The organism is Kribbella sp. NPDC005582 (assembly GCF_040605415.1).
In the GTDB taxonomy this organism is placed as follows: Bacteria; Actinomycetota; Actinomycetes; order Propionibacteriales; family Kribbellaceae; genus Kribbella.
The window spans coordinates 1,968,933-1,994,250 of record NZ_JBEXCU010000001.1; the positions used below are offsets into that span (position 1 = coordinate 1,968,933).

A 25,318-nucleotide genomic window follows, 5' to 3' on the forward strand; every position below is an offset into this window, starting at 1 on the left:
CCGGACTGCCACCCCTTCACCCCTATCGACGGCCGGAGCCGGCGACGGGTTGCCTTTCGCCGCAAAGAGTCCACATGGCGGACAAACTCACCGGCTGAGGCGCCTGGCCAGGACCCACAGCGCCATCGCGACCCCTCCGAGCGGGACGGCGAACAGCGGGCCCAGGCGCTCGATGGCACAGCCCTCCGCGCTCGGCGCGCACAACGGCACGCGAAGCTGGAACAACACGGCGTACAGGAGCCCGACCGCCAGGCCGACCCCCACCGCTTGGAGCACCCTGCCGATCGACTGCCTCCGCGTGTCCATGGAGTCACGCTAGGCGGGCGCCGCCTCCCGGTCTTGAGGAGAACTACTCAGCCGGTCCAGCGGCCGGTGAAGAAGCCGGCCGCCCAGATCGCGGCGAGGGGTATCGCGACGCTGAGGTAGAGCCGGCCGAGCCAGCGGTGCCGGTGCAGCACCACCGCAAGGCCGATCCAGAGCGGCCACCACAGCAGGGTCGCCCGAGTGAGCGAGTAGACCCAGTACGACGTACAGAAGGCTCCGACCGTGGCTGCGATCCAGGCGGCCTCACCCCACGAGCGCCGCCAGAGCAGCCAGCCGAGCACGATCAGGCCCACTACCAGCGCGACCAGCTCGGCCCGGAACATCCAGGTCCAGTCGCTGCGGTCCCCGCCGAAGTAGCCGGTGGACGCGGCGTCGAAGGTGTGCTGGAGCGACGTCCACGGCCAGGTGAACTTCCGCTGCCAGCCCTTCTCCTGCGCGTCCTGCCAGGCGAACCACGAGCCGTGAATCTCCTTCAGGTACGCCATGAACCCGACGACCGGTACGGCGGGCAGCAGCAGCCACGGCGCCGACGGCCAGTCCCGCTTCTTCGACGTGACGAACTCGACCACCAGCGCGAAGGCCAGGAAAATTCCGGAGACCCGAACCGTCGCGGCCAGCGCCACGAACACCGCGGCCCGAGCCCAGCGACCCTGCCGCGCGGCCAGCCAGGCCGGGAAGGCGAACGCGCAGAACAGCGCCTCGGTGTATCCAGCCGCGAGGAAAACGCCGACCGGAGCGCCGTACCAGACCACCGCCGCGTTCGGACCGAGGTTCTTGAGCTCCGGGAACTCGTACTGCGCCAGCCGCGCCAGGTAGACCCCGGCGACCGCACTCGCCACGGCCGACACGACGATCCCAGCTCCGACGTACCCGACGCCGCTCCACTGCACGATGTGCACCAGCAGCGGGAACCCCGGAAAGAACGCGGCCAACGGCGCCTGCGACGGCTCCCCGTTGTTGTATCCGAACTCCGCGAGCGCCTTCAGATGCCAGACGTCCCACTGCACCCACGCCCGCCACACATTGGGGTAGTCACTCCCCCGGTTGAACAGCAACGGCGCCGACACCGACAACACCAACAACCCCACCCGGGTGACCAACCACCACCCGAGCACCTCCCGCGTCATGGCCGCCGGCAACCACCGCCGCAGCCCGACCCCCTCCACCCGCGCCCGCCGGGCGCGTCCTGGCCGCGCCTCAACGGCGGGCGAGGACGGCTCCGGAGGCGGAGTGGATGGACTACTGACCACCGCCGCCGGGTTTCTCCGTGTCGTTCGGGTCTCCCGGAGGTGTGATGGTCGGCCAGCCCGGCGTCTTCGTCGGCTTGCCGGGACCGGTCGGCGTCTTCGTCGGCTTGCCGGGGCCGGTCGGCGTGTTGGTCGGCGTCGGCGTTGGGGTCGGAGTCGGGGTCGGGGTGTTCGACACCGTGTTGGTCGGCGTCGGGGTCGGGGTCGGCGTCGGGGTGACCTCGTTCCGCAACCCGTCGTCGTCCTCGGGCTCGTCGAAGTTGACGTCCGCGAGGTTCTTGACGGCTGGCTCCATGAACTCCAGCCAGGTCTTCAGCGGCCAGTTGCCACCGAAGAACGCCTTGTCCTTCGAGTACGGGTCGAGGTCGGACTCGCCGTCCTTGCCGGCCCGGTAGACGACCGAGGTCGAGAGGTTCGGCGTGTACCCGGTCCACCAGGAGGTCAGGGTGTCCTCGCCGTCCTTGCAACCGTTGCACTTCTTGTTCTCGGCACGGTGCTCGGCGGCGACACCACCGGCGGTGCCGGTCTTGCCGGCCACCTCCCGGTCCAGCGCCTGGGCACCCTCACCGGTGCCCTTGTCGACGACGTTCTTCAGGATGTCGTTGACCTTCTTGGCCAGCTCCGGGTCGAAGGCCTGCCTCGACTTGATCTTCGACTTCTCGCTCCAGATCACCTTGCCGTCGCGGTTGGTGATCGACTTGATCGTGTGCAGCTCGAAGGCCTTGCCGTTCGCCGCGAACGTCGCATAGGCGTTGGCCATGTCGACCGCGGAAGCGTAGGGATCGGGCCCGAGCACCGTCGACGGGTTGTTCTTGCCGATCTCGAGCGCCTTGGTCTTCGGGATACCGGCCGCCTCGGCGGCCTCCACCAGCTTGCGCGGGCCGTCTTGCATCTGCTTGTCGATCAGGTCGTAGAACGCCGTGTTGATCGACTGCTCGGTGGCCTTCTTCAGCTTGACTTCGCCGTAGTCGTTGTTGAACTCGTTGTTGAGCTCCTGGCCCTGGATCTCGATCGGGCTGTCACCCTGCAACGGGTCGTTGAGGTTCCAGTTGTCCTGGAGGGCCGCGGCGACGGCGAACGGTTTGAAGGACGAGCCCGGACGGGCCCGGCTGGTTGCCCAGTTCAACTGGCTCTTCAGGAAGTCTGGACCGCCGTACATGGCCAGCAGCTCGCCGCTGCCGGGCCGGACGGCGGCCATCCCTACATGGAGCCCGTCGCGCTTCTTCGGCAGCCGGTTCTCCGCGGCGTTGACCATGTCCGCCTGCAGGTCGGAATCGAAGGTGGTGACGATCTTGAAGCCGCCGCCGGTGATCTGGTTCTCCGTGAAGCCCCGGCGCAGCAATTCCTTCTTGGCCATGTCGAGCAGGAAGCCCTTCGGCCCGCTGTACTTGTTGCTCTTCTTCGGCTTGTTGATCGCCGGCAGCGCCTTGGCGTACTTCGTCTGCTCGGCCTCGGTGATCGTGCCGCTCAGCCGCATCCCGTCCAGGACGTAGCGGTACCGCTCGAGGATGCGCTGGTGGTTCGCCTTCTTGTCGATGTCGAACAGCGTCGGGTTGTTCAGCACGGTGGCCAGGAAGGCGGCCTGCGGGACGGTCAGCTTGCTCGGGTCCGCGACCTTGAAGTAGGCGTTGCCGGCGGCTGAGATGCCGTAGGCGCCCTCACCGAAGTAGATCGTGTTGAGGTAGCCCTCGAGGGTCTTGCTCTTGTCCTGCTGACGGCTGAGCTTGGTCGCGATGAACAGTTCCTTGAACTTCCGGGACGCGGTGCGGTCCTGGTTCAGGTACATGATCTTCACGTACTGCTGCGTGATCGTCGATCCGCCCTGCAACTGCTCGCCCTTGGCGATGTTGTAGGCGGCGCGCACCATGCCCTGCGGCGAAATACCCGGGTTGGTCCAGAAGGTCCGGTCCTCGGCGGCCAGGACGGCGTCCTGGACCCGCTTCGGAATCTTGCTCAGCGGGACCGAGGTCCGGTTCTGCTCGTAGAACGCGCCCATCGTCTTGCCGTTGCTCCACGTGACCGTGGTGGTGTTGGCCTCGAACTCCTTGTTGACGTCCGGGATCTCGGTCTGCTGGTAGATGATGAAGAACGCGGCGGTGCCGAGGATGATGCAGAGGCAGCCGAAAGCGGTCAGCCAGCCGAGGACCCGGAGCGCCCAATGTCGCTTGGTTCGGCGCGGCGGAGCGGCTTTTCTACGAGCTTCACTCACAGTGCAATCCTCGACGATCTCGCGGAAGTCATTGCCCCACAGACTACGGCGGGTGTGGTAACGGGCCCGAATCCGCTCCGGAGGGTACCAACTCCCGGGTGCCCGAGCGAACCGGATCGAATCATCCGGTCACATGCGGCGCCAGGAATGTCACTGCCAGTAGTGCTGCCGGGAAGCAGGCCAGGAACATCGTGAACGTGTAGCCCATGATGTCGCGGGCCTTGAGCCCCAAAATAGCGAGCGTCGGCAACATCCAGAACGGCTGCAGCAAGTTCGCGCTCGCCTCGCCCAGGTCGTAGACGATGACCATCCAGCCGGCGTCCACGTTCAACTCGTTGGCCGCCTGCAGCACGTACGGCGCCTCGATCACCCACTTGCTGCCGCCGCTGGGCACGAAGATTCCGAGGATGCAGGAGTAGATCGCCACCAACGGGGCGAACAGGAACTGACTACTTGCCTGGACCAACCATCCGGCCAGCCGGGCGGAGATTCCGGTGTACGCGATCATGCCGAAGATGCCGCCGTACAAGGGGAACTGGAGCAGTACGCCGGCCGCGGCGGGCGCGCCGTCGCGCACAGCGCGGGCCATCCGCCACGGACGCCAGTGCAGCAGCAACGCGAGCAGGAACAGGATGAGGTTGACCGTGTTGAGGTCGAGTGCGCTGAAGAAGCTCTTGCCGTCGAAGTAGCGCACGAGATAGGTCACACCGAGCGCCACGATGAACAGGCTGAACACTGGCGAGTGCTCGAGCCAGTCACCCGGCCTGCGCTGCGCGCCCTGTTCCCTCTGACCGTTATAAGCCGACCCACGCCCGATCAGCGGCTTGAGCTCGATGCCGAGGTCGGTCGCGGTCCGCGAACTGCCCTCTCCCGGCGCGATGAACCACGCCATCGCGACACCGACGACGTACACGAAGAGCGTTGCGAGCAACGCCTGCCAGGTGAAGATGGTTTCGCTCAGCGGGATCAGCCCGCTGGCGCGACCGCCAGCCTTGATCACTTCCTGCACCGGCGCCGGGCTGCTGCTCGCGCTCGCGACCTGCAGCGCGGCCGACCCCGACAGGCCCTGCGCCCACACGGTTCCGAGTCCCAGGAACGCCATCGCGCCGAGGGCGCGGTAGTCGGCCTTCGGCACGTTGCGGGCCACCTCGCGGGCCAGGATCGCCGCGAAGATCAGGCTGAACGCCCAGTTCAGGTACGACGCCAGCATCGCGACCGCGGCGACGAACGCCACCGCGGAGCGTGGGTTCTTCGGGATCCGCGCCAGCCGCGTGATCAGCCGGGCGATCGGTCCGCTGGTCGCGACGGCGTACCCGCCGATGATGATCATCGCCATCTGCAGTGTGAACGTGATCAGGCTCCAGAACCCGATGCCCCAGGCATCGACCAGCCCGAAGCCCTTGGTCGCGGCCGGATCGTCGGGCCGCTTCAGCAGCGGCTCGCCGGTGACGAGCCCGAACAGCAGCACCACGAAGGTGCCGACCAGCACGAAGCCGAAGGCGTCCGGCAGCCACTTCTCGGTGACCGCAGTGAACCGCAGCGCCACCCGCGCCAGCGGGCTCTCGGCCTCGAGCTCGTGCTTGGCGTGCTTTCCGTGGTCGGTCATGACGCTGTGCTCCTGGATCGCGACGCTAGGTGTCATTCCGATTAACGCAGATCGGCGCCTGACGTAACAGCTTCCTGAGCGCGCGCCGAGCGTCAAGGTGACAAAGCCGACCTTTGTCATGAGTTGTCCACAGCTCGGAGCTCTGCTTATAGTGACGCCACGATGTATCGAACCGATACATCAGGTTCTGACAAACTGGGTCGAGGAGGTGGGTCATGGGAAACCGCAGTGGAGTCCTGGAGCTCGCCGTACTCGGCCTGCTGCACGAAGCGCCGATGCACGGTTACGAGCTCCGCAAGCGCGTCAACGCCCAGTTCGGGTGGGGGCGCGTGCTGTCGTTCGGATCGCTCTACCCGTGTCTGAAGGCGATGCTCCGCACCGGCCTGATCACCGCCGACCCCGGTACGCCGGAGGCGGGGCGCAGGCCGAAGATCGTGTACACGATCACGGCCGACGGCAAGGACCACTTCGCGCACGCGATGCACGATGCCGGTCCATCGGCCTGGGAGGACGACACGTTCGGCGTCCGGTTCTCGTTCTTCGGCCGGACCGATCCGGCCACCCGGCTGCGCATCCTCGAGGGCCGGCGCGCCCGGATGGAGGAGCGGCTGGCGAACTTCCGGGCCGCGATGAGCCGGACCGCCGAGCGGGTCGACGCCTACACCCTCGAGCTGCAACGGCACGGCCTGGAGTCGGCCGAGCGCGAGGTCCGCTGGCTGAACGAACTGATCGACGGCGAGCGGCGGCAACACTCTTCCTCCCCCCATCCCCCACCGCCTGACCAAGGAGATTCCAGATGACCTCGATCCGGGTAGCGATCGTCGGCGTCGGCAACTGCGCCAGCTCGCTCGTTCAGGGCGTGCACTACTACCGTGACGCGAAGCCTGAGGAGCGCGTCCCCGGTCTGATGCACGTCCAGTTCGGTGACTACCACGTCCGCGACGTCGAGTTCGTCGCCGCGTTCGACGTGGACGGCAAGAAGGTCGGTCTGGACCTCGCCGACGCGATCGGCGCCAGCGAGAACAACACGATCAAGATCTGCGACGTGCCGCCGACCGGCGTCACCGTGCAGCGCGGTCACACCTTGGACGGTCTCGGCAAGTACTACCGCGAGACCATCACCGAGTCCGACGCGGCCCCGGTCGATGTCGTCGCCGCCCTGCGTGAGGCGCAGGTCGACGTACTGGTCTGCTACCTGCCGGTCGGTTCCGAGCAGGCGGCCAAGTTCTACGCGCAGTGCGCGATCGACGCGAAGGTCGCCTTCGTCAACGCGCTGCCGGTCTTCATCGCGGGCACCAAGGAGTGGGCGGACAAGTTCACCGAGGCCGGCGTGCCGATCGTCGGCGACGACATCAAGTCGCAGATCGGCGCCACCATCACGCACCGCGTGCTGGCCAAGCTGTTCGAGGACCGCGGCGTCACCGTCGACCGGACCTACCAGCTGAACGTCGGCGGCAACATGGACTTCAAGAACATGCTGGAGCGCGACCGGCTCGAGTCCAAGAAGATCAGCAAGACCCAGTCCGTCACGTCGCAGCTGGTCGACGACATCGACCCGCGCAACGTGCACATCGGCCCGTCGGACTACGTGGCCTGGCTGGACGACCGCAAGTGGGCCTTCATCCGGCTCGAGGGCCGCAACTTCGGCGACGTCCCGCTGTCGCTGGAGTACAAGCTCGAGGTGTGGGACTCGCCGAACTCGGCCGGCATCATCATCGACGCGATCCGCGCCGTGAAGATCGCCAAGGACCGCGGCATCGGCGGCCCGATCCTGTCCGCGTCGTCGTACTTCATGAAGTCGCCGCCGGAGCAGTACGCCGACGACGTCTGCCGCGACCTGGTGGAGAAGTTCATCCGCGGTGAGGTCGAGCGCTAGATTTTCTGAATGCGGCTCCACGTGGGATGTGCTCAGTGGACACATCCCGCGTGGCCGCAACCGCCCCGCGACAAGCTCGCGTCGTACGCGTCGTGGGTGAACGCGGTCGAAGGCAACACCACGTTCTACGGAATTCCCTCCCGCTCGTCGGTCGAGAACTGGGCCGCGCAGACGCCGTCCGACTTCCGCTTCGTCATGAAGCTGCCGCAGACCATCACGCACGAACGTCGCCTGAGCAGCATCGCGACCGAGTTCTACGCCTTCGCCGCCGCGGTCGAGCCACTCGGCCCCCGCAACCACGCGATGTGGGTGCAGCTCCCCGCATCGTTCGCCCCCGGCGATCTGCCCATGCTGGAGGCCTTCCTACGCGGCGCACCCCGCGAGCACCGGTACGCCGTTGAGGTCCGGCATCGCGCCTTCTTCGACGATCCACGCATCGCGCAGGAGCTGGAATCCATCTTGTCGCGCACCGGCGCCGAGTGGGTCCCCTTCGACACCGATACCCTCTTCGGCCGCCCTGCGACCAGCCTGGCCGAACGTGATGCCTGGATGAAGAAACCCCGCGTCGCGCGCCGTACGGTCGCTCTCACCGGGTTTCCGATCGTGCGCTACATCGGCCGCGACTCGGTCGACGAGACCGTCGAGGGCTGGGCCTATCTCGTCGAGCTCGTGCACACCTGGCTCACCGAAGGCCGCTCGCCGACGATCTTCCTGCACACGCCCGACAACGCCGAGGCGCTCAATCTCGCTCGCTTCTTCTACGACTCCGTTCGCGCCCGCCTCCCCGAGCTGGCTCCCCTGCCCGAACCGGTCCCCGTCGAACCGCCGACGCTGTTCTGAGTTATCCACAGGCAGAAAGTTTGCTGCTGGAAGCGGGGTGAATCTCCGTATGTTCTCCGCCGAGATCAGACCTCGGAGGAGAAACCCATGGAGCACATCGAGACACCCCTGAACGCTGGTGCAGCCCGGCGCAACGCCGCGCCGCCGCGAGCCGCCATGGCTCGGAGCACAGGGGCTGAGCACCGGGCTCGCGCGGAGACACTCGTTGCCGAGCTTCGACGGATGGCCGCCGGCACCGAGAATCCGGCCGAGCGAGCCAACCTGCAACGCTCCGCCGACTCGCTGATCCGACTCGCCACGGCGTACCGGCCATGAGCACCGTCGCGGTCGCTGCGCCTGCCTCGTTGGAGGAGCTACTGCTGCGCAGCGGACAGGCAGCACTCGAGCTGTCCGGCGCGGAGCACACCGCCTGGAATGGCCGGATCGTCGAGTCGGTCGACGACGTCCTCGGTCTGGCGCATTGGGACGGGACGCTGCACCTCGACCGCGAGTACATCCTCGATCCACTTCGGGAGATGTACGCCCTGGCCGGCAAGCGACACCTGACCGCCCACCTCGCCCGCTACCGCGAGGCCCTGGCCACGATCCTCCACGAGCACTCACACTTCCTCGGTCCTGCCGGCGCAACTCAGGAAGCGGCCCGCGCTGCCTTCGTCCGCCCCGGCAGCCGCCAACTCGAAGAGGGCGTCGCCGAAGCCTGGGCCCAAGCCCACCTCGACGACTACATCCACCACCTAGGCGTCGACAAAGTTGCCCCAGGCATCGATTCCTTCCGCACGAACGGCCACTACGCCCCGTACGTCACCGCCGTCCGCATGCTCACCGCCGACCTGGACACCCGCGCCGACCTCAGACCCGGCGCTGTCCTCGCCGTCCTCAACAACCAAACCGCCGAGCACCAGCTCGACCTGCTCACCACCCTCTACTACAACTCCACCCGCCTCCCCGACCTAGAACCTTCCGGCCCCCGCACCCGCGACCACCTCGAATCGCTCCTCCGCACCGGCCTCGCCTCCCTCGACCCCCACCAACTCCTCCCCCATCCCCAAGCCACCGCCCGAGCCAAAGCCACCACCCAGTCCCTGCTCTCCCGCCTCCACACCGACATCACCCGAGCCGAGTCCCTCTACACCCACCGCCAGATCCCCCATCCCACGCGAACGGCCTTCGCCGGGCTTCCTGCTCCCTGCGCCGGCGGCGACCTCGGTTCCCAGCCGCCGGCCGGGAGCGCCAGGCGGCTTGGGCACGGCCGTCAAGCCGGTGTCGTCCGGGCAGTCTGAGAATTTCGGCGGCGGTTGTCGGATCAGTGCCGGGAGGTTCGTAGCAGGGATGAGAGGCAGCCCAGGAGGGGCGGCCGGGCACAACAGAAGGATCTCCAGAGATGACTACCTCGACCAGATCGGCGACAGTCAGCGCACACCGTTCCAGCCGCTCGATGTGGGCGATTCTGGGGCTCGTGCTGCTGGCCGACGCCGTCGACGTGATCGATGCGACGATCACGAACATCGCCGCCCCCACCATTGCTCGTGAGCTGCATGGTGGCGAAGGCCTGATCAGATGGCTGGGGACGGCCTACATGCTGGCCATGGGCGTGCTGCTGGTGGTCGGCGGGCGGCTGGGTGACAAGTTCGGTCAGCGCCGGCTCTTCCTGGTCGGCCTGAGCGGCTTCACCCTGGCCTCGGCGGTCGCCGGACTGTCGCCGGATCCGACACTGCTGATCGCGGCCCGCGTCGCCCAGGGCGCGTTCGGGGCACTGCTCATCCCGCAGGGCATGGCCATCATGGTCAAGGCGTTCACGCCCGAGATGCTCGCCAAGGCGTTCGGGCTGTTCGGTCCGGTGCTCGGGGCGACCAGCATCTTCGGTCCGGTCCTGGCCGGCCTTCTCATCGGCGCCGATCTGCTCGGCCTGTCCTGGCGCCCGATCTTCCTGATCAACGTCGTCCTCGGCGGTATCGGGCTGGTCGTCGCCACCCGGATCCTGCCGCGCGACGACGGCGACCGATCCACTGTGATCGACGGCTGGGGTTCCGGTCTGCTGGCGGCGACCATGTTCGGGCTGCTGTACGGCCTGATCGAGGGCTCGTCCACCGGTTGGAATGCCACCGCTGTCACCTCGATCGCCGCCGGTGTCCTGTTCCTGGCGGCTTTCGTCCACCGGCAGCGCACCGCCGCCGACCCGCTGATCAAGCCCTCGCTGCTGCGGAACCGGGGATTCAGCGCTGGAATGCTCGTGGGTCTGGCCATCTTCGCCGCGACCACCGGCCTGCTCTACGTGCTGTCCCTCTTCCTGCAGGAAGGGCTGCACGCCGGGCCGCAGCAGACCTCGATGGCTCTGCTACCGCTCACGGTGGGCATCATCGCGACCGCCTTCGCCGCAATGGCCGGCCTGATGGCCAAGCTCGGCCGCACCCTGATCTTCCTCGGACTGGTCGGCGTCCTCGCCGGTTGCGCCTGGATCCTCGCCCTGGTCCAGCACTCCGGGACGGAGGTGAGCCTGTGGACGCTGGCTCCGGCGTTGTTCGTCACCGGTGTCGGCATCGGCGGAATCGGCATGATCTACACCATCGCGCTCGGCGACACGGCGCCTGACGAAGCCGGCAGCGCCAGCGGCTCGCTCAGCTCGATCCAGCAACTCGCATCGGGAGCCGGCTCGGCCGCGGTCGCCACGATCTTCTTCCACGGCGCGGGCTCCGGGCTGGATCACGCTCTGAAGCTCAGCCTGGTCGTCGTGCTGATAGTCATCGCCGTCAGCATCCCGGCGGTCGGGCTCCTCCCCCGCAGAGCACCACAAGAGTCCTGATCTCGAGCACAGGAAATGATCTGTACATGAAGTATCTGGTTTCCGTCATCGACGACAAGGAAAACCCCGGCAGCATCGACCGGCAGCCCGTCATCAGCGAGTTCAACGAGCGCCTGATCGCCGCCGGCTACTGGGTCGAACTCCGCCCATTCCAGTAGCCACGCGCGGCGGTCTACCGGCTGGCTGCTCGATAGCGTTGGGCGAGGGTGCGGCAGGCGTCTTTTAGTTCTACGGGTTGTACGTCGGTGATGGGCGCGTCGAAGGTGGCCAGGAGACCAGCGATTCCGGCCCACGACCAGGCGCCGAGCGTGACCCTGGAGTGGGTGTCGGAGAGGTGTTCGACGACCGATCCGCCGGGTGCCCAGCGAGCGACCACGTGGGCGGGTAGAGCCATGACGACGCTACCGAGGCATTGCCATTGGGCAGGAGTGTCACCGCGGTCGTAGCTGGTCATGACGTAGCCGGCCAGATCTCGGTGTGGCAGTTCTCGCCGCTGGAACGGGGTGCCGGTGGGCTGGTGGAGATGGATCCTGTCCAGCCGGTAGATGGCCCAGTCTTCGGTCGCCGGGTGGTAGGCGACGAGATACCAGCGTCCGGCCCAGGTGACCAGGTGATGGGGTTCGACCCGCAGCGGTGGGCTGAAGTCGGGCTCGCCCGGCTGGGGCCGGCGGCCGTCGGCGGCGAGGTAGTCGAAGACCAGCAGATGTGCGAGGCGGATGGCGTAGCCGACCGCTCGCACCGTGCTTGCTGCGATCGGAGGCGCGGGGAACTCCCAGGAGTTCCGGATCGCGGTGAGGTGCATAGCGTCGGCTTCGGCACGCAGATGGGCGGGCATGATCTGTTTGATACTGGTCAGCGCCCGGGCGACGGCTTCGTCGATGCCGGACACGCTGGTGGGTGCGGTCTGGAGGGCGACTGCGACGGCAATGGCCTGGTCGTCGTCCAGCAACAGCGGTGGCAGCTTTCCGGCGGCGCCGAGCGCGTAGCCGCCGCTGGGGCCCTTGACGGTCCGGATCGGGTAGCCGAGGTCACGCAGGCTGTCCAGATCCCGGCGGAGGGTCCGGGTACTGGTTCCGAGTCGTTCGGCCAGTTCGTGACTGGGCCAGATCGCACGAGCGCCGAGCAGTGAGAGCAGGTCGAGCAAGCGCGACGAGGTCCTGGCCATAAGCCATCGTCCATCAAGTAGTGGCCATCCCGTGTCCACTACCGGTGTCACGGTGTGCCCCATGAGTGCAACCAATGCTTCTGATTCTGCTCCACGCAGCGATTCCCAGGCCGGGACGGTGACTGGCAAAGCTGCCGGGATCGCGCTGCTGGTGATCCTCTTCGCCTCGTTCATGGATCTCCTCGACGCCACGATCGTCACCGTCGCCGCACCAGCCATTTCGGCTGGACTGCAGTCCAGCGAAGCGCAACTGCAGTGGATGCTCGCCGGGTACGTCCTCGCCCTTGGCGCGGGCCTGATCACCGGCGGGCGGATCGGCGACGACTACGGTCGGCGCCGGGTGTTCCTCACCAGCCTGGCCGTCTTCGCCGTGGCCTCGGCAGCCTGCGCGCTGGCAACGACGCCGGAGATGCTGATCGCGACCCGGGTGCTGCAGGGCCTGGCGGCCGGATTGATGGTGCCGCAGGTGTTCGGCATCATTCGGTCCTCGTTCGAACCCGCGCAGATGGCCAAGGCGTTCGGAGCGTACGGCGCGGTCCAGGGCATCGCCGCGGTAGCGGGGCCGCTGCTCGGCGGCCTGCTGGTCGACGCCGATCTGTTCGGATTGGGGTGGCGAGCCATCTTCTGGGTCAACGTCCCGCTCGCCGTGATCGCGCTGATCCTCGGACGCAGAGTGCTGCCGGAGTCCGCGAACAAGTCGCACACCCCGCTGGACGTGGTCGGCGCGGTGATGTCGGCGGTGGCCGTCTTGCTGGTGTTGCTTCCCTTGATCCAGGGTCGTGATTGGGGATGGCCCTGGTGGGGCTTTGCCATCATGGCCGCCGGAGTCGTGCTGTTACTCGGGTTCGGTGCCTACGAGCGGTCGGTGACCAGGCGTGGCGGGCAGCCGGTGCTCGACCCGGAGCTGCTGCGGGTCGGAAGTTTCCGGGCCGGGCTACTGGCGTCGCTGTTCTTCTTCGGCGCGATCGGCGCGTTCTTTCTGACCTTGTCGATCTACCTGCAGAGCGGCACCGGGCGCTCCGCCTGGCAGACCGGTCTGGTGATCCTGCCCTATGCGATCGGGTCGATGCTCACTTCTGGCCTCGGCGTCGCCCTCGCCGCCCGAGCGGGCCGCGCGCTGCTGGTCACCGGCTCACTCCTTCTGGCCGCATCGCAGGCGCTGCTGTGGTTCGTCGTCCGCGGCGACAACTCGCCCGGGTTCTGGCTGATCGGGTTGTCGTTGTTCATCGGCGGTCTGGGCCTCGGCCTGGCGGCCCCCATCCTGGTCAATGTCGTCCTCGCCGGCGTCCCAGGCAAGGACGCGGGTGCGGCTGGTGGTGTTCTGTCGACCGTGAACCAACTCGGCGGCGCAGCCGGAATCGCCGTCCTGGGCACGGTCTTCTTCGGCCGGCTGGACTCGGCCGCCGGAGGCGAAAGGGCAGAAGTGTTCAGCGACGCGTTCGCTGCCGTCCTTCCGATCGAGGTCGTTCTCTATGTCCTGGCCGCAGTACTGATGCTCCGGCTTCCCCGGACCGCGGCCGCCGGCCCAAGCTCCTGACCCTCTACACCCCGCGGCCAGTACCGTCGGACCGTGAATCAGGATGGCGTGCGTGCACGCGTAGAGGCCTTCGTCACTGACTTCTATAGAGCTTGGGAGCGGACCGGCAAGCCACCGAGCGCCTCGAACATCGACCAGGTGGTTGAGGCGTGGCGTGGCGAGCCGGCGGTGCTTGTCGGCGCTCATTTCACGGCCGGAGCCAGCACCGGCGAGGAGAACGTGCTCAAGGGGAGCGCGGCGCACGATCCTTCGGTGGAGACCATCACTGCGGTGGAGGTCGAGACTGATCGCGCGACCGTTCGCTCGGTCAGCGGTGGCGGTTCGATGCCGACCTACTACGAATACCGGCTGGTGCGCGAGGGCGAGCAGTGGAAGATCCGGCAGCTTCTCAGCTTCCTCGACCCACCGGGAGCGCCGCTGGTCGATCCCGCCGAGGCCGAGGCCCTGCTGAACTCAGCGAACCTGGACGCTGCGCTGCCCGAGTTGCCAGCAGACGTGGAGCTCGACGTGGCGGGGCTGTTCGCGCACGGGTGCCAGGTCGCGCCCTTCGGCGAAGCGGTCTCGCTCGAGGTCGTTCAGCTCGGTGAGGTGACCTTCGGGTCAGGGGCGCTGACGGTCCGAGACTTCGGCTACGGCGCCTTTGGCCTGGCACCGCTGGCTCGTCGGCTGCCCGGTGGTACCTACCGTGTCGAGGTTTCCACAGCCGCGGATACGAACGTCGCACTGCGGCTGCTGATCTCCGAGGCGCCGGCGGTCAGTTGGCATCCTGCTGAGGTGTCCGGCGATTCGCACATCATCGGAGTGGATGCCGGCAACGTGGCGATTCTCGACCTCGCGACGCTTGTGCGTTGCGGCGCTCAGCAGGTCGAGGAGTTGTTTCAGGAGCACTCCCTCAAGCTTTCGGACGGTGCGGGCGTGGTGTTCAGTCTCACCGGCGAGGTGAACGATGCGGTCATGGTGATGAGTGGCTACGGCGACGGCGCCTACCCGTGCTACTGGGGCGTGGCCGAGGACGGCACGATCGCCGCACTCGTCGTCGACTTCCTGGTGCTGGACTCCGATGACTAGGACCGGTGAATGGCCACCTCCGACTGGCGAGCTTGGCGCGAGAGTGCTCACCACCCGCATCGGTACCGGCTGTCCACTCCGCCCGGGTTCAGCTGGCGCGAGAGGCCCGGTCGTAGCGTTCGGCGAGTTGTTGTAAGTGCGCGTGGAGTTCGGGTGGGCCGGTCTGGATCTCGAAGTCGGCGTCGAGCAGGCCGAGGTGTACGGCGAGGGCTTTGACCGAGTCGGAGCCGGTGCTGAACAGGCAGATGTGGTCGTCGAGTGGTTCGACGGTGCCTGCGGCCGGCGGCAGTTGTGCGACGACAGTGTCTGCCGGGGCGTGGATGAGGACGGTTGCGCGGTAGCGCCAGGCGGCGGCGGACACTCGGCGGGAAACGTAGCTGGCGAGGTCGCCGTCCTCGGGTAGTTCGCGAGGGGTGAAGCGGGGGCCGGTGGGGATGCGGGGCGAGATGCGGTCGACCCGGAAGGTTCGCCAGTCCTGGCGGTCGAGGTCGAACGCGACCAGGTACCAGCGGCGTCCCCAGTTGACGAGCCGGTACGGCTCGACCTTGCGCCTGCTGGAGTCGGCGCGGTGGGACAGGTAGTCGAAGGTCAGCTGCTCGCGATCGCGGCAGAGTGCGGTGAGCTGGGTGAGGAGTTCGGGATCGAACAGCGGCCCGGGTTCGTCGTGCGGGACCTGCACGGTGAAGGTGGCGAGCGAGTTGACCCGGCGACGCAGTCGGGACGGCAGAACCTGTTCGAGTTTGGTCAGGGCCTGCAGTGAGCTCTCCTCGAGTCCGGTGAGCTCGGCGGCCTTTCGCAGTCCGATCACCACGGCCACGGCCTCGTCATCGTCCAGCAGCAAGGGCGGCAGCGAGCCGCCGGCCCCGAGGCGGTAGCCGCCGACGGAACCGCGGGTCGCGTCGACCGGATAGCCGAGCCCACGCAGCCGTTCGATGTCTGTGCGGACGGTGCGCGGACTGACTTGGAGCTTCCCGGCCAGTTCGGCGCCGGTCCAGTCCCGCGGCGATTGAAGCAACGTCAGGAGCTTCAGCAGTCGTGCCGAGGTCTCGATCATGGGAGAAAGTCTGGCATCTCATTAGGAAGCTAGCTCGCCTAATGGCGAAATAGTGTTCTGGACATGACGACAAACACCGAGATTCGCCCGTTCCGGATCGACATCCCGCAAGCCGACCTCGACGACCTCCGGGACCGGCTGACCCGGACCCGGTGGGCGAACGAGTTGCCCTTGGAGACCGAAGGCGCCGTCCAGACCGGGCCCGTACCGCCGGGCTGGGAGTACGGCGTACCGGTCGGGTACGTGCAGCGGCTCGTCGAGGCCTGGCGGACGACGTACAACTGGCGTGAGTGGGAAGCGCGCCTGAACGCCTATCCGCAGTTCGTGACGGAGATCGACGGCCAGCAGATCCATTTCCTGCACGTGCGGTCGGAGGACCCGGCGGCCGTTCCGCTACTGCTAACCCACGGCTGGCCGAACAGTGTGGTCGAGTTCCTCGACCTGATCGAGCCGCTGACCGCTCCTGCCGACGGCCAGGCCTTTCACGTCGTGATCCCGTCCCTGCCGGGATTCGGCTTCTCCGGGCCGACGGCCGAGCAGGGCTGGAACAGGTACCGTACGGCGCGCGCCTGGGCCGAGCTGATGCGCCGGCTCGGCTACGACAAGTACGGGGCCCACGGCAACGATGCCGGGGCGTTCGTCGCACCCGAGCTCGGGCGGATCGACCCCGACCACGTCATCGGCGTCCACGTAACCCAGCTGTTCTCGTTTCCTTCCGGCGATCCGGCCGAGCTGGCCGACCTGTCCGAAGCCGAACTCGGGTACGTGCAGTTCCTGCAGACCTTCCAGGACGACATGTCGGCGTACGCGAAACTGCAGGAGACCCAGCCGCAGACCCTCGCCCACGCCCTGGCCGACTCGCCAAGCGGTCAGCTGGCCTGGATCGCGCAACTCCTGGGCGGCACCAGCGAGGAGCACGTGCTGACCAACGCGACGATCTACTGGCTGACGAACACCGGAGCGTCTTCGGCCCGCTTCTACTACGAGGACCACCACGCCGAACACCCCACCGAGCCGACCACTGCCCCGACCGGCCTGGCCAGCTTCGCCTACGACTTCCGCCCGCTCCGACGGTTCGCCGACCGGGACCACGCCAACATCGTGTCCTGGAACGAATACGACCGGGGCAGCCACTGGGCAACCCAGGACGCTCCTGACCTCCTGATCGAAGACCTCCGGAACTTCTTCTGGAAGCTCACTGCGCAGTAGGTACTGTGGCGAGCTCCGGTGTGCGCGAAATGTGGAGGTACGGCGATGGAGCTGGTACGCGAGAGTGACGAGTACGCCGCGGGGATGGTCGAGCTGCGGCGCGAGCTGCATCGCGATCCCGAGGTTGGACTCGTCTTGCCGCGGACTCAGACGCGGGTGATGGACGCCCTGGCCGGGTTGCCGTTGGAGATCTCCACCGGCAAAGAGGTGACGTCAGTGGTCGGCGTACTGCGGGGTGGGCGCCCGGGGCCGACGGTGTTGCTGCGTGGGGATATGGACGCGCTGCCGGTGGTCGAGGAGACGGGGCTGGAGTATGCGTCCGAGAACGGCGCCATGCATGCCTGCGGTCATGACCTCCACACGGCTGGGCTGGTCGGCGCGGCCCAGCTGTTGAGTGCGCACCGCGATGAGCTGCAAGGGAACGTCGTGTTCATGTTCCAGCCTGGTGAGGAGGGCCTGGGTGGCGCGGGCTACATGCTGCGCGAAGGCCTTCTCCAGGCGAGTGGCGAGAAGCCGATCGCGGCGTACGCCGTGCATGTATGGGGACTGGCGGCGAAGGGACTGTTCCAAACCCGGCCGGGGACGATGATGGCCGGGTCGAACCAGTTGCACATCACCGTGCACGGCCGGGGCGGGCACGGATCGACGCCGCATACGACGGCGGATCCGGTGCCGGTGGTGGCGGAGCTGGTGTCGGCGCTGCAGACGTACGTGACGCGACGGGTGGATGTGTTCGACCCGGTCGTGATCACGGTGACGCAGTTGTCGGCTGGCGTCGCGATCAACGTGATCCCCAACTCGGCCAAGCTCGGCGCGACCGTTCGGACGCTGTCGAACGAGACGTTCGCGCAGCTGAGCCGGGAGCTGCCCGCGCTGGCGGAGTCGATCGCGAAGGCGCACGGGTGCACCGTCGAGGCCGCGCTCGATCTGCAGTACCCGGTGACGATCAATGACGCGGAGCGTACTCAGCACGCACTCGCCGAGCTCACGACGCTCTTCGGGCCGGAGCAGGTGCAGCCGATCGCAAACCCGTTGATGGGGGCCGAGGACTTCTCGATGGTGCTGCAGGAGGTGCCCGGGACGTTCATCATGCTCGGCGCCCGGCCGGACGACGTACCGGCGGCTGAGGCGCCGTCGAACCATTCGAGCATCGTCCGGTTCGACGACGCGGTGTTGCCGTTGCAGGCCGCGGCGCTCGCCGGGCTGGCGGTCTCGCACCTCACCTGACCTGCGGCCGGCCCGCGCAAGCTGGCCGGCCGCAGGGGTTTCAGGAGGTGGCGAGCTTGACGGTGTAGGCGCCGCGGCTGCCGTACGTCGAGTAGCCGGTGTTCAGCGGGTCGCCGTACCCGACGTTGTCGATGCGCAGGTAGTACGTGCCGGCCGCCAAGTTCGCGGTGACACTGGCGCCGAGACCGGTCGGGGTCGCCGCGTCGGTCTGGCCGGCGGCCGGGTCGGCCGAAGCGACGACGGTACCGGCGCTGTTCAGCAGGTCGAGCTTGATGTCCAGGTTCGCACCGGAGGCCGCGGCGTTCGCGGTCGCCGTGTAGTTGCCTGCGGCATCGACTGTCACCTTGTAGACGTCGGTGTCGGTTTCAGCCGCGATGTAGCCGGTGACCGGCGTACCGACGGTCAGGGCAGCTGCGGCGGCCGTCGTGTCGCCGGCCTCGTCCGTGCGCAGCGCCAGGCCGTGCGTGCCGACGACACCGAAGTCGTCTTCCGTGTTGTTCGCGTCGGCATACTCGCCCTTGCTCCACTGGCTGATCCCGCGGTAGTAGCCGACGCCCATGATCGGCGCCCAGGCGCCGTGGCCCTGGTAGTAGCCAACAGACGAGGTGCCGTCGTGGCTCAGGCCGACGTTGTGCCCGGCCTCGTGCGACGCGGCCTCGGCGAGGTTCTTCGCCCCGGTCCCGACACCCTTCGTGAAGACGAGTGCCGGCTGGTAGTAGTCGTGCTGGCTGCTGTTGTCGTAGACGCCGACGTACGCGACGCCGCCACAGCCGCACCCGGATTGGTACCAGGTGTCCGGGTCGATCAGCACGCGCGTCCCGTACTGCAGGTCCGACGCACCGGAGCGGTCGATCGCGGACTGTGCCGGTGCCTGCGTGGTGACATCGACGTCGAAGGTGGCGTAGTCCTCCGCAACCCGCGCCCACACATCGCGTACGACGTCCTGCTCGGCAGTGCTGTAGTTCGCCGGATCGCCGTCGGTGTCGTACGCCGAGACGTTGACCGGGTCGACGCCCTTCGACGCGTTCCACGCCGTACCGGTGATGGTGTGACCATCGAAGTCCAGGTAGATCACACGGTTCGAACCGGGCTTGCTGTGCAGCTCGAACGCCGGACCGGTCGCACCCTCGACAGCTTCGGCGGCCCAGCGCGGTGAGGCCTCTTCGGACTTCTGCGCGGCGGTGAGCTGCGGTTCGCGATAGAACAAGCGGCTACCCGCGTCGAGTACGGCGGTCTTGTCGGTCGCCAGAATGCGTTGCAGCTGCTCAGTGGGCAATCCGTTGCGCGCCGCGACTTCAGGCAGCGGCAGCGGCTGTTGTGCGTCGGCGCGGGTCGCGACGGCCAGGCCTCCGAACACGACTGCGCCGGTGCACGCGAGCGCACCGGTACGGCGAAGTTGCTTCCTCATCGAGGATCCTCCAGGGGTTGGGCGGTTGGTCCCCCCAGGACCCGGGGCCGTCGATCTCGGTGGGAACGACGGCCCCGGGCAGCTCTGGTCCTGCTAGCCGGCGGTCACACGCACCGTGTACGCACCACGGCTCCCGTACGTCGAGTAGCCGGTGTTCAGCGGGTTGGCGTGGCCGGTGTTGTCGACCCGCAGGTAGTAGCGACCCGCGGCGACCTGGCGGCTGATGCTGGCGCTCAGACCGGTCGGGGTCGCCGAGTTCGACTGGCCGGCGGCCGGGTCGGCGGTGACGACGACGTTGCCGGCCGAGTCGAGCAACTGGAGCTTGATGTCCAGGTCGCCACCCGACGTGGCGGCGAAGTTGAACGTGCCCGCGTTCAGGTCGATCCGGAACACGTCGACGTCGGAGTCACTGGCGTAGACGCCGGAGGTCGCCGTACCGAGGGCGAGCGCGGTGGCGTTGCTGGTCGCGTTGCCGTGGTCGTCGGCGCGCAGGGCGAGCCCGTTCTGGCCGATGACCGCGAAATCGTCTTCCTTGTTGTTCGCGCCGGAGTACTCGCCCTTGCTCCACTGGCTGATCGCCTTGGAGTAGCCGACGCCCATGATCGGGGCCCAGGCGCCGTGACCGGAGTAGTACCCGACCGACGCCGTACCGTCGTGACTCAGGCCGACGTTGTGACCGGCCTCGTGCGCCGCGGCCTCGGCGATGTTCTTCGCGCCGGTGCCGACGCCCTTGGTGAAGACCAGGGCGGGCTGGTAGTACGAGTGCTGGCTGGTGTTGTCGTAAACACCGACGTACGCGACACCGCCGCAGCCACAGCCGGACTGGTACCAGGTGGTCGGGTCGATCACGACGCGCGTGCCGTACTGCTGGTCGGACGAGCCGGAACGAGTGATCGCGGACTCGGCCGGCGCCTGCGTGGTGACGTCCACGTCGAACGGCGCGTAGTCCTCGGAGACCCGCTTCCAGACATCCCGTACGACGTCCTGCTCGGCCGTGCTCCAGTTGCCGGTGTTGCCGTCGGTGTCGTACGGCGTGACGTTGACCGTGGCGGGCTTGCCGTTGCCGTTCCAGGCGGTGCCGGTGATCGTGTGACCGTCGAAGTCCAGGTAGATCACGCGGTTCGAACCGGGCTTGCTGTGCAGCTCGAACGCCGGACCGGTCGCGGCAGCGACGGCCTTGGTCGCCCAGCGCGGGGAGGCCGTGGGCGCGGCCTTCGCACCGGTCGTCGGCTCGCGGAAGAACAGCTTGCCGTCGCGGTCGAGCCAGCTGGTCTTGTCGGTGGCCAGGATCTCCTGCAGCTTGGCGGCGGCGATCCCGTTGCGGTCGGCGAGCTCTGCGAGCCGGGACTGCACCTGGCCGAGCGCGGCCCGGCCGGGGAGCTCCTTGCCGCCGAGCAACGTCTCGACAGGAGTGGGGGCGGGCTGCTGCTGAGCGTCGGCCGAGTTGCCGGCGACCACGGCGAGCGCGCCGAACGCTACGGCGCCGGCACCGACCATGGCACCGATGCGGCGGGGGCGGGTGTGCATTAGAGGGGTCCTCCTCAGGGACTACTCCGCGTGTCTCACTTGACATTGCCTCACGAGCGGTGTGCGAGACCGCACTGTGCGTAGCCTGCCTGATCGGTTACCCCGGTGTATACATTTTCCGGCGGATTTAACGTTTGATTGGCCCATGAGGTACGTGATGATGATGCGGGCCAGCGCCGCCTCCGAGGCGTGGGAGCAGCCCAGCGAACAGAGCCTGAACGAGATGACCCAGGTGATGGCCGAGATGGCCGAGAAGGGTGTGCTGCTCGCGGGTGAGGGGCTGCTGCCGAGCTCGGAAGGCTTCCGGCTGGTCCCCGACGGCGGCAAGGCGCGGGTGGTCGACGGACCGTTCGCGGAGACCAAGGAGCTGATCGCCGGCTTCTGCCTGATCGAGGTCGCCTCCCCCGAGGAAGCGCTGCTGTGGGCGCAGCGGTGCTTCGCCGCCGACCACGGGAACAGCTCCGGCATCGAGCTGCGACGGGTCGCGACGGCGGACGACTTCGGCGACAACTTCACGCCGGAAGCGCGAGCGCGCGAGGCGCACACCTTCGCTCTCCTGGACGAGCGCCGGTCAGAGGACTAGCACCTGGCGGATCGACGTACCGGCGGCGAGGGTGTCGAAGGCCTCGTTGAGGTTGTCGAGGCCCACAGTTGCGGTGAGCAGGCGGTCGACCGGGAGGCGGCCGGCTTGGTAGAGGGCGATGTAGCGCGGGATGTCGCGGCTGGGGATCGCCGAGCCGAGGTACGAGCCCTTCACCGTGCGCTCCTCCGCGACCAGGCTGACCGCGGGCACGCTGAACGACTGCGACGGATGCGGCAACCCGACCGTGACGGTGGTCCCGCCGCGGCGCGTGGCGGCGTACGCCTGCTCTAGCACCTTGCCGCTGCCGACCGTCTCGAAGGCGTAGTCCGCACCGCCTGACGTGGCGACCCGCACCTCCTCCACCGTGTCCGGACCGGCGGCAATCGCATGGGTGGCACCGAGGGCGAGGGCCAGCTCGAGCTTCTCCGGTACGACGTCAACCGCGACCAGCGGATGCGCACCGACGAGGGCGGCGCCCAGCAAGGCGGACAGCCCCACTCCGCCCAGCCCGAAGACCACAGCGCTTCGACCGGCTCGCACCTGCGCGGTGTTCACCACTGCGCCCACACCTGTCATCACGGCACAGCCGAACAGCGCAGCGATCTCCGGCGGCAGTGTCGGGTCGATCTTCACTGCGGACCGCGCCGACACCACCGCATGGTCGGCGAAGCCCGAGACGCCAAGATGGTGGTGCACCCCGTCCAGACGCCGCACGCCGGACAGCAGCGTGCCGGCGGTATTGGCGGCCGCACCGGGCTCACACAGCGCAGCCCGACCCTCAGCACACGGACCGCACGCACCACACGCCGGGACGAACGCGAACGCGACAGAGTCGCCCACTGCGAAGCCAGGCGCCTCCGACTGCACCACCTCACCGGTCGCTTCGTGGCCGAGCAGCATCGGCATCACCCGCGGCCGTGAGCCGTCGATGACCGACAGGTCCGAATGACACAGCCCGGCGGCACGGATCCGCACCAGCAGCTCACCCGGCCCGGGCGGCGCCAGCTCGACCTCTTCCACGCGCAGCGGCCGCGAGTCGGCATACGGCTTGGGTAGGCCCATCTCCCGCAGTACGGCGCCGCGCACGATCATCCGGTGATCCCCTCCAACGCGTCCCGAAGGCGGTCCGGAATCGGCACCGGCCGCCGGTCTTTTCGATCCACGAACACGTGCACGAACCGCCCGGTCGCAGCAGGCTCTGCGGAGTCTGAGCCGAACAGCCCGATCTCGTAGTGCACGCTCGAGTTGCCGACCCGCTCGACCCGCAGCCCGGCATCGACCACGCCCGGGAACTCCAGGGACGCCTTGAAGGTGCACTGCGATTCCACGCACAAGCCGATCACCGCGCCGCTGTGGATGTCCAGCCCGCCGACCCGGATCAGGAAGTCGTTGATCACGGTGTCGAAGAAGCTGTAGTACTCGACGTTGTTCACATGCCCGTAGACGTCGTTGTCCTTCCACCGCAGCGTGATCGGCAGGAAGTGCGGATAGCCGGCCCGGTCCATCCAGCCACCCTAAAGGGCGTCGTCTCCTGCTTGCGTATCCTAGGATCCCTAGGTTATAACTAGGACTCCTAGGAAGGTGAGGAGGAAACATGGCGCGGGCGGGGTTGACGGCGGAGCGGGTGACAATCGCGGGCGCCGAACTGGCGGACGAGATCGGGCTCGAGCAGGTGACCATGGCGCAGGTGGCGCGGCGGTTGGGCGTGAAGGACGCGAGTCTTTACACGCACGTCCGCAGTCTGGAGGATCTGCGCGGACGGATCGCACTGCTGGCCGCCGATGACAAGACCATCCGGATCGCGGAGGCGACCGCCGGACGGGCGGGCAAGGAGGCGCTGATCGCGTTCGCCAACGCCTGGCGGGAGTACGCCCATCGGCATCCGGGCCGCTACATGGCGACCCAGACCCCGATCCAGATCGACCCGGAGCTGGCCGCGAGTGCGCCTGGACCACGGCGCGCGGTCGAGCTGACCTACGGCATGTTGCGCGGTTACGGGCTGGCCGAGCCGGATCTGACCGACGCGGTCCGGTTGCTGCGCAGCACGTTCCACGGATTCGTCGCCTTGGAGGCTGCGGGCGGGTTTGCGCACGAGCGTTCGCCGCAACATTCCTGGATCCGCGTCCTCGACGCCCTGCACACCACCCTGGAGCACTGGCCCTCATCCCGAGAAGGAGATCCCTCATGACCGACCCGACCATCGGCAGCCTGCGCGTGAACGGTGCGACTCTGCACTACGAAGTGCGCGGCCAGGGCCCGCTCCTGCTGCTGATACCTGGCGGGGCGGGCGACACGGCCTCCTTCGATGGCGTCGCCGACGACCTGGCCGCCGAGTACACGGTCGCGGCCTACGACCCGCGCGGTATGTCCCGAAGCACACTGGACGACCCCGGGGCCGAGCAGCACGTGGCCGAGCACGCCGACGACGCGTTCCGCCTGCTGGAGCTGCTGTCGCCCGGTGAGCCCGCTCGGGTGTTCGGCGCCAGCTCGGGCGCGATCGCCGCTCTGCACCTACTCGCCGCCCATCCCGAACGCATCGAACGCCTCGTGGCGCACGAGCCGCCAGTAGTGGAGGTGCTGCCGGATGCCTCCGTACATCGCGCGCTCATCGCGCGCGTGCAGGAAACTCTCCGCACCCAGGGGCTCATGCCGGCAATGGGCGTGTTCGCCGCGGGACTGAAGAAGCCCAGCGATACCACCGAGCCGAAGGCCGAGCTCAAGCTTCCCCCGCAAGCAGCGGCACGTGCCGAGCGGACAATGGCCAACCTGCCGTACTTCGTCGGGAACATCGTGCCCAGCTTCATGTCCTACGCCCCGGACCTCGACCGGCTGGAGGCACTGTCGGACCGGCTCGTGCTCGCCTGCGGCCAGGACTCACGTGGTGAGCTGCCCTATCGTGCTGCCGCTTTCCTGGCTGAGCGTCTCGGCACGGAGCCTCTGCACTTCCCCGGCGGGCACACTGGCCTGACCACGCACCCCGCCGAGTTCGGCGAACTCCTCCGGAAGGCCTTATGCGTTCGGTTCTGATCCACGGTGCGGCCAGCTCGTCCTGGCACTGGCACCGGCTCACCGCGGAGCTCATCCACCGCGGCCACGCGGTGATCGCGCCGGACCTGCCGTGTGACGATCCCAGTGCCGGACTGGCTCAGTACGTCGATGCGGTGGTCGACGCCGTACCGGATGGGGAGCCGGTCACTGTGGTGGCGCATTCGCTGGGTGGCTTCACCGGGGTGCTCGTCTGTGAGCGCCTGCCGGTGCGGGAGCTCGTGCTGGTGGCGGCGATGGTTCCCGCGCCGGGTGAGCGGATCAGCGAGTGGTGGAAGCAGACGGGCTACGAGTCGGCGGATGGCGACGTGTTCTTCCACGACCTGCCGCCGGCGCTGGCGGCTGAGGCCCGGCAGCACCTGCGGGAGCAGTCGGCTGGGCCGCTGGACGATCCGTGCGCCTTCGACGCGTGGCCAGAGGTGCCGACGCGGGTGGCGATCGCGCGCGACGACCGATTGTTCCCGGCGGACTTCCTGCGCAGGGTGACCCAGGAGCGGCTAGGAGTGACACCGGACGAGCTGCCGGGTGCGCATTTCCCGATGCTCGGTCATCCGGCGGCGCTGGCCGACTATCTGGGGGCCTAGAGTTCGGGG

25 protein-coding genes are annotated in these 25,318 nt (G+C 67.9%); 15 read left to right on the forward strand and 10 right to left on the reverse strand.

All coding sequences use genetic code 11. The annotated features are described in order from the left end of the window. Positions 1 to 87: 87 nt before the first annotated feature. From ABZS29_RS09775 to ABZS29_RS09790, 4 genes are all read right to left on the reverse strand, one after another. Entirely contained in the window at positions 88 to 306 is a 219-nt protein-coding gene (locus tag ABZS29_RS09775; RefSeq protein ID WP_355460230.1) for a hypothetical protein, read from the reverse strand. Between the two features lie 47 nt (positions 307 to 353). Further along, a complete protein-coding gene (locus tag ABZS29_RS09780; RefSeq protein WP_355460232.1) occupies positions 354 to 1,451 on the reverse strand; it encodes a mannosyltransferase family protein in 1,098 nt (365 codons plus the stop codon). 112 nt (positions 1,452 to 1,563) lie between these two features. Beyond that, positions 1,564 to 3,780, reverse strand: a complete 2,217-nt coding sequence (locus ABZS29_RS09785) for a transglycosylase domain-containing protein (protein WP_355460233.1) — start codon at positions 3,778 to 3,780, stop codon at positions 1,564 to 1,566. Between the two features lie 121 nt (positions 3,781 to 3,901). Beyond that, the gene (locus ABZS29_RS09790) at positions 3,902 to 5,386 is read right to left on the reverse strand and encodes a TIGR00366 family protein (protein ID WP_355460235.1); all 1,485 of its coding nucleotides are present in this window, start codon (positions 5,384 to 5,386) and stop codon (positions 3,902 to 3,904) included. A gap of 215 nt (positions 5,387 to 5,601) precedes the next feature. Here ABZS29_RS09790 and ABZS29_RS09795 point away from each other — a divergent pair, with 215 nt between their 5' ends. From ABZS29_RS09795 to ABZS29_RS09825, 7 genes are all read left to right on the forward strand, one after another. Beyond that, on the forward strand, positions 5,602 to 6,186 hold the full coding sequence (locus ABZS29_RS09795; RefSeq protein WP_355460236.1) for a PadR family transcriptional regulator: 585 nt from the start codon (positions 5,602 to 5,604) through the stop codon (positions 6,184 to 6,186). Continuing rightward, on the forward strand, positions 6,183 to 7,262 hold the full coding sequence (locus ABZS29_RS09800) for an inositol-3-phosphate synthase (RefSeq protein ID WP_355460238.1): 1,080 nt from the start codon (positions 6,183 to 6,185) through the stop codon (positions 7,260 to 7,262). Before ABZS29_RS09795 ends, ABZS29_RS09800 begins: the two co-directional genes overlap by 4 nt. A gap of 9 nt (positions 7,263 to 7,271) precedes the next feature. Continuing rightward, a complete protein-coding gene (locus ABZS29_RS09805; protein ID WP_355460240.1) occupies positions 7,272 to 8,102 on the forward strand; it encodes a DUF72 domain-containing protein in 831 nt (276 codons plus the stop codon). A gap of 87 nt (positions 8,103 to 8,189) precedes the next feature. Next, positions 8,190 to 8,417, forward strand: coding sequence for a hypothetical protein (locus ABZS29_RS09810; protein WP_355460242.1), 228 nt, complete (start codon positions 8,190 to 8,192; stop codon positions 8,415 to 8,417). Then, positions 8,414 to 9,382: a hypothetical protein gene (locus ABZS29_RS09815; protein ID WP_355460244.1), complete on the forward strand. Its 969-nt coding sequence runs from the start codon at positions 8,414 to 8,416 to the stop codon at positions 9,380 to 9,382. Before ABZS29_RS09810 ends, ABZS29_RS09815 begins: the two co-directional genes overlap by 4 nt. A 101-nt stretch (positions 9,383 to 9,483) precedes the next feature. After that, complete coding sequence (locus ABZS29_RS09820; RefSeq protein WP_355460246.1) at positions 9,484 to 10,902, forward strand: MFS transporter; 1,419 nt, start codon at positions 9,484 to 9,486, stop codon at positions 10,900 to 10,902. A gap of 26 nt (positions 10,903 to 10,928) precedes the next feature. Beyond that, positions 10,929 to 11,060 carry a hypothetical protein gene (locus ABZS29_RS09825; protein ID WP_355460248.1) on the forward strand — a complete coding sequence of 44 codons (132 nt, stop codon included), beginning with the start codon at positions 10,929 to 10,931 and terminating at the stop codon, positions 11,058 to 11,060. 14 nt (positions 11,061 to 11,074) lie between these two features. Here ABZS29_RS09825 and ABZS29_RS09830 read toward each other — a convergent pair whose 3' ends face one another. Further along, positions 11,075 to 12,067: a WYL domain-containing protein gene (locus ABZS29_RS09830; RefSeq protein WP_355460250.1), complete on the reverse strand. Its 993-nt coding sequence runs from the start codon at positions 12,065 to 12,067 to the stop codon at positions 11,075 to 11,077. A gap of 61 nt (positions 12,068 to 12,128) precedes the next feature. Between ABZS29_RS09830 and ABZS29_RS09835 the strand changes: the two genes are divergently transcribed. Next, positions 12,129 to 13,604, forward strand: coding sequence for an MFS transporter (locus ABZS29_RS09835; protein WP_355460252.1), 1,476 nt, complete (start codon positions 12,129 to 12,131; stop codon positions 13,602 to 13,604). A 48-nt stretch (positions 13,605 to 13,652) separates the two neighbouring features. After that, entirely contained in the window at positions 13,653 to 14,672 is a 1,020-nt protein-coding gene (locus ABZS29_RS09840; RefSeq protein ID WP_355460254.1) for a DUF4241 domain-containing protein, read from the forward strand. Positions 14,673 to 14,760: 88 nt separating this feature from the next. On the opposite strand, the gene ABZS29_RS09845 is transcribed toward ABZS29_RS09840, so the two are convergent. Then, complete coding sequence (locus tag ABZS29_RS09845; RefSeq protein WP_355460256.1) at positions 14,761 to 15,726, reverse strand: YafY family protein; 966 nt, start codon at positions 15,724 to 15,726, stop codon at positions 14,761 to 14,763. A gap of 63 nt (positions 15,727 to 15,789) precedes the next feature. On the opposite strand from ABZS29_RS09845, the gene ABZS29_RS09850 reads away from it, so the two are divergent. After that, positions 15,790 to 16,935: an epoxide hydrolase family protein gene (locus ABZS29_RS09850; protein ID WP_355460258.1), complete on the forward strand. Its 1,146-nt coding sequence runs from the start codon at positions 15,790 to 15,792 to the stop codon at positions 16,933 to 16,935. 45 nt (positions 16,936 to 16,980) lie between these two features. Continuing rightward, entirely contained in the window at positions 16,981 to 18,162 is a 1,182-nt protein-coding gene (locus ABZS29_RS09855; protein ID WP_355460260.1) for a M20 family metallopeptidase, read from the forward strand. A 40-nt stretch (positions 18,163 to 18,202) separates the two neighbouring features. Here the strand turns inward: ABZS29_RS09855 and ABZS29_RS09860 are convergent, their stop codons facing one another. After that, positions 18,203 to 19,570 (reverse strand): M12 family metallo-peptidase, encoded by a 1,368-nt coding sequence (locus ABZS29_RS09860; protein ID WP_355460262.1) that lies wholly within the window; start codon positions 19,568 to 19,570, stop codon positions 18,203 to 18,205. A 93-nt stretch (positions 19,571 to 19,663) separates the two neighbouring features. After that, positions 19,664 to 21,097: a PPC domain-containing protein gene (locus tag ABZS29_RS09865; protein WP_355460264.1), complete on the reverse strand. Its 1,434-nt coding sequence runs from the start codon at positions 21,095 to 21,097 to the stop codon at positions 19,664 to 19,666. A gap of 145 nt (positions 21,098 to 21,242) precedes the next feature. On the opposite strand from ABZS29_RS09865, the gene ABZS29_RS09870 reads away from it, so the two are divergent. Then, entirely contained in the window at positions 21,243 to 21,680 is a 438-nt protein-coding gene (locus tag ABZS29_RS09870; RefSeq protein ID WP_355460266.1) for a YciI family protein, read from the forward strand. On the opposite strand, the gene ABZS29_RS09875 is transcribed toward ABZS29_RS09870, so the two are convergent. Further along, positions 21,669 to 22,772, reverse strand: a complete 1,104-nt coding sequence (locus tag ABZS29_RS09875; RefSeq protein ID WP_355460268.1) for a zinc-dependent alcohol dehydrogenase family protein — start codon at positions 22,770 to 22,772, stop codon at positions 21,669 to 21,671. The genes ABZS29_RS09870 and ABZS29_RS09875 overlap by 12 nt on opposite strands. Next, on the reverse strand, positions 22,769 to 23,185 hold the full coding sequence (locus ABZS29_RS09880; RefSeq protein WP_355460269.1) for a thioesterase family protein: 417 nt from the start codon (positions 23,183 to 23,185) through the stop codon (positions 22,769 to 22,771). The genes ABZS29_RS09875 and ABZS29_RS09880 overlap by 4 nt, the downstream gene beginning before the upstream one ends. Positions 23,186 to 23,274: 89 nt before the next feature. Here ABZS29_RS09880 and ABZS29_RS09885 point away from each other — a divergent pair, with 89 nt between their 5' ends. Genes ABZS29_RS09885 through ABZS29_RS09895 form a run of 3 tightly spaced genes read left to right on the forward strand, consistent with a single transcriptional unit; the run spans position 23,275 to position 25,309 of the window. After that, entirely contained in the window at positions 23,275 to 23,868 is a 594-nt protein-coding gene (locus ABZS29_RS09885; RefSeq protein WP_355460270.1) for a WHG domain-containing protein, read from the forward strand. After that, on the forward strand, positions 23,865 to 24,707 hold the full coding sequence (locus ABZS29_RS09890) for an alpha/beta hydrolase (RefSeq protein WP_355460272.1): 843 nt from the start codon (positions 23,865 to 23,867) through the stop codon (positions 24,705 to 24,707). The genes ABZS29_RS09885 and ABZS29_RS09890 overlap by 4 nt, the downstream gene beginning before the upstream one ends. Then, entirely contained in the window at positions 24,692 to 25,309 is a 618-nt protein-coding gene (locus ABZS29_RS09895) for an alpha/beta fold hydrolase (protein WP_355460274.1), read from the forward strand. The genes ABZS29_RS09890 and ABZS29_RS09895 overlap by 16 nt, the downstream gene beginning before the upstream one ends. Positions 25,310 to 25,318 lie beyond the last annotated feature (9 nt).

Bases quoted from the DNA above. Each gene is read 5' to 3' on its own strand.
- ABZS29_RS09775 (WP_355460230.1), bottom strand. From the start codon at position 306: ATGGACACGCGGAGGCAGTCGATCGGCAGGGTGCTCCAAGCGGTGGGG.
- ABZS29_RS09780 (WP_355460232.1), bottom strand. From the start codon at position 1,451: ATGACGCGGGAGGTGCTCGGGTGGTGGTTGGTCACCCGGGTGGGGTTG.
- ABZS29_RS09790 (WP_355460235.1), bottom strand. From the start codon at position 5,386: ATGACCGACCACGGAAAGCACGCCAAGCACGAGCTCGAGGCCGAGAGC.
- ABZS29_RS09795 (WP_355460236.1), top strand. From the start codon at position 5,602: ATGGGAAACCGCAGTGGAGTCCTGGAGCTCGCCGTACTCGGCCTGCTG.
- ABZS29_RS09800 (WP_355460238.1), top strand. From the start codon at position 6,183: ATGACCTCGATCCGGGTAGCGATCGTCGGCGTCGGCAACTGCGCCAGC.
- ABZS29_RS09805 (WP_355460240.1), top strand. From the start codon at position 7,272: ATGCGGCTCCACGTGGGATGTGCTCAGTGGACACATCCCGCGTGGCCG.
- ABZS29_RS09810 (WP_355460242.1), top strand. From the start codon at position 8,190: ATGGAGCACATCGAGACACCCCTGAACGCTGGTGCAGCCCGGCGCAAC.
- ABZS29_RS09815 (WP_355460244.1), top strand. From the start codon at position 8,414: ATGAGCACCGTCGCGGTCGCTGCGCCTGCCTCGTTGGAGGAGCTACTG.
- ABZS29_RS09820 (WP_355460246.1), top strand. From the start codon at position 9,484: ATGACTACCTCGACCAGATCGGCGACAGTCAGCGCACACCGTTCCAGC.
- ABZS29_RS09825 (WP_355460248.1), top strand. From the start codon at position 10,929: ATGAAGTATCTGGTTTCCGTCATCGACGACAAGGAAAACCCCGGCAGC.
- ABZS29_RS09830 (WP_355460250.1), bottom strand. From the start codon at position 12,067: ATGGCCAGGACCTCGTCGCGCTTGCTCGACCTGCTCTCACTGCTCGGC.
- ABZS29_RS09835 (WP_355460252.1), top strand. From the start codon at position 12,129: ATGAGTGCAACCAATGCTTCTGATTCTGCTCCACGCAGCGATTCCCAG.
- ABZS29_RS09845 (WP_355460256.1), bottom strand. From the start codon at position 15,726: ATGATCGAGACCTCGGCACGACTGCTGAAGCTCCTGACGTTGCTTCAA.
- ABZS29_RS09850 (WP_355460258.1), top strand. From the start codon at position 15,790: ATGACGACAAACACCGAGATTCGCCCGTTCCGGATCGACATCCCGCAA.
- ABZS29_RS09855 (WP_355460260.1), top strand. From the start codon at position 16,981: ATGGAGCTGGTACGCGAGAGTGACGAGTACGCCGCGGGGATGGTCGAG.
- ABZS29_RS09860 (WP_355460262.1), bottom strand. From the start codon at position 19,570: ATGAGGAAGCAACTTCGCCGTACCGGTGCGCTCGCGTGCACCGGCGCA.
- ABZS29_RS09865 (WP_355460264.1), bottom strand. From the start codon at position 21,097: ATGCACACCCGCCCCCGCCGCATCGGTGCCATGGTCGGTGCCGGCGCC.
- ABZS29_RS09870 (WP_355460266.1), top strand. From the start codon at position 21,243: ATGAGGTACGTGATGATGATGCGGGCCAGCGCCGCCTCCGAGGCGTGG.
- ABZS29_RS09875 (WP_355460268.1), bottom strand. From the start codon at position 22,772: ATGATCGTGCGCGGCGCCGTACTGCGGGAGATGGGCCTACCCAAGCCG.
- ABZS29_RS09880 (WP_355460269.1), bottom strand. From the start codon at position 23,185: ATGGACCGGGCCGGCTATCCGCACTTCCTGCCGATCACGCTGCGGTGG.
- ABZS29_RS09885 (WP_355460270.1), top strand. From the start codon at position 23,275: ATGGCGCGGGCGGGGTTGACGGCGGAGCGGGTGACAATCGCGGGCGCC.
- ABZS29_RS09890 (WP_355460272.1), top strand. From the start codon at position 23,865: ATGACCGACCCGACCATCGGCAGCCTGCGCGTGAACGGTGCGACTCTG.
- ABZS29_RS09895 (WP_355460274.1), top strand. From the start codon at position 24,692: ATGCGTTCGGTTCTGATCCACGGTGCGGCCAGCTCGTCCTGGCACTGG.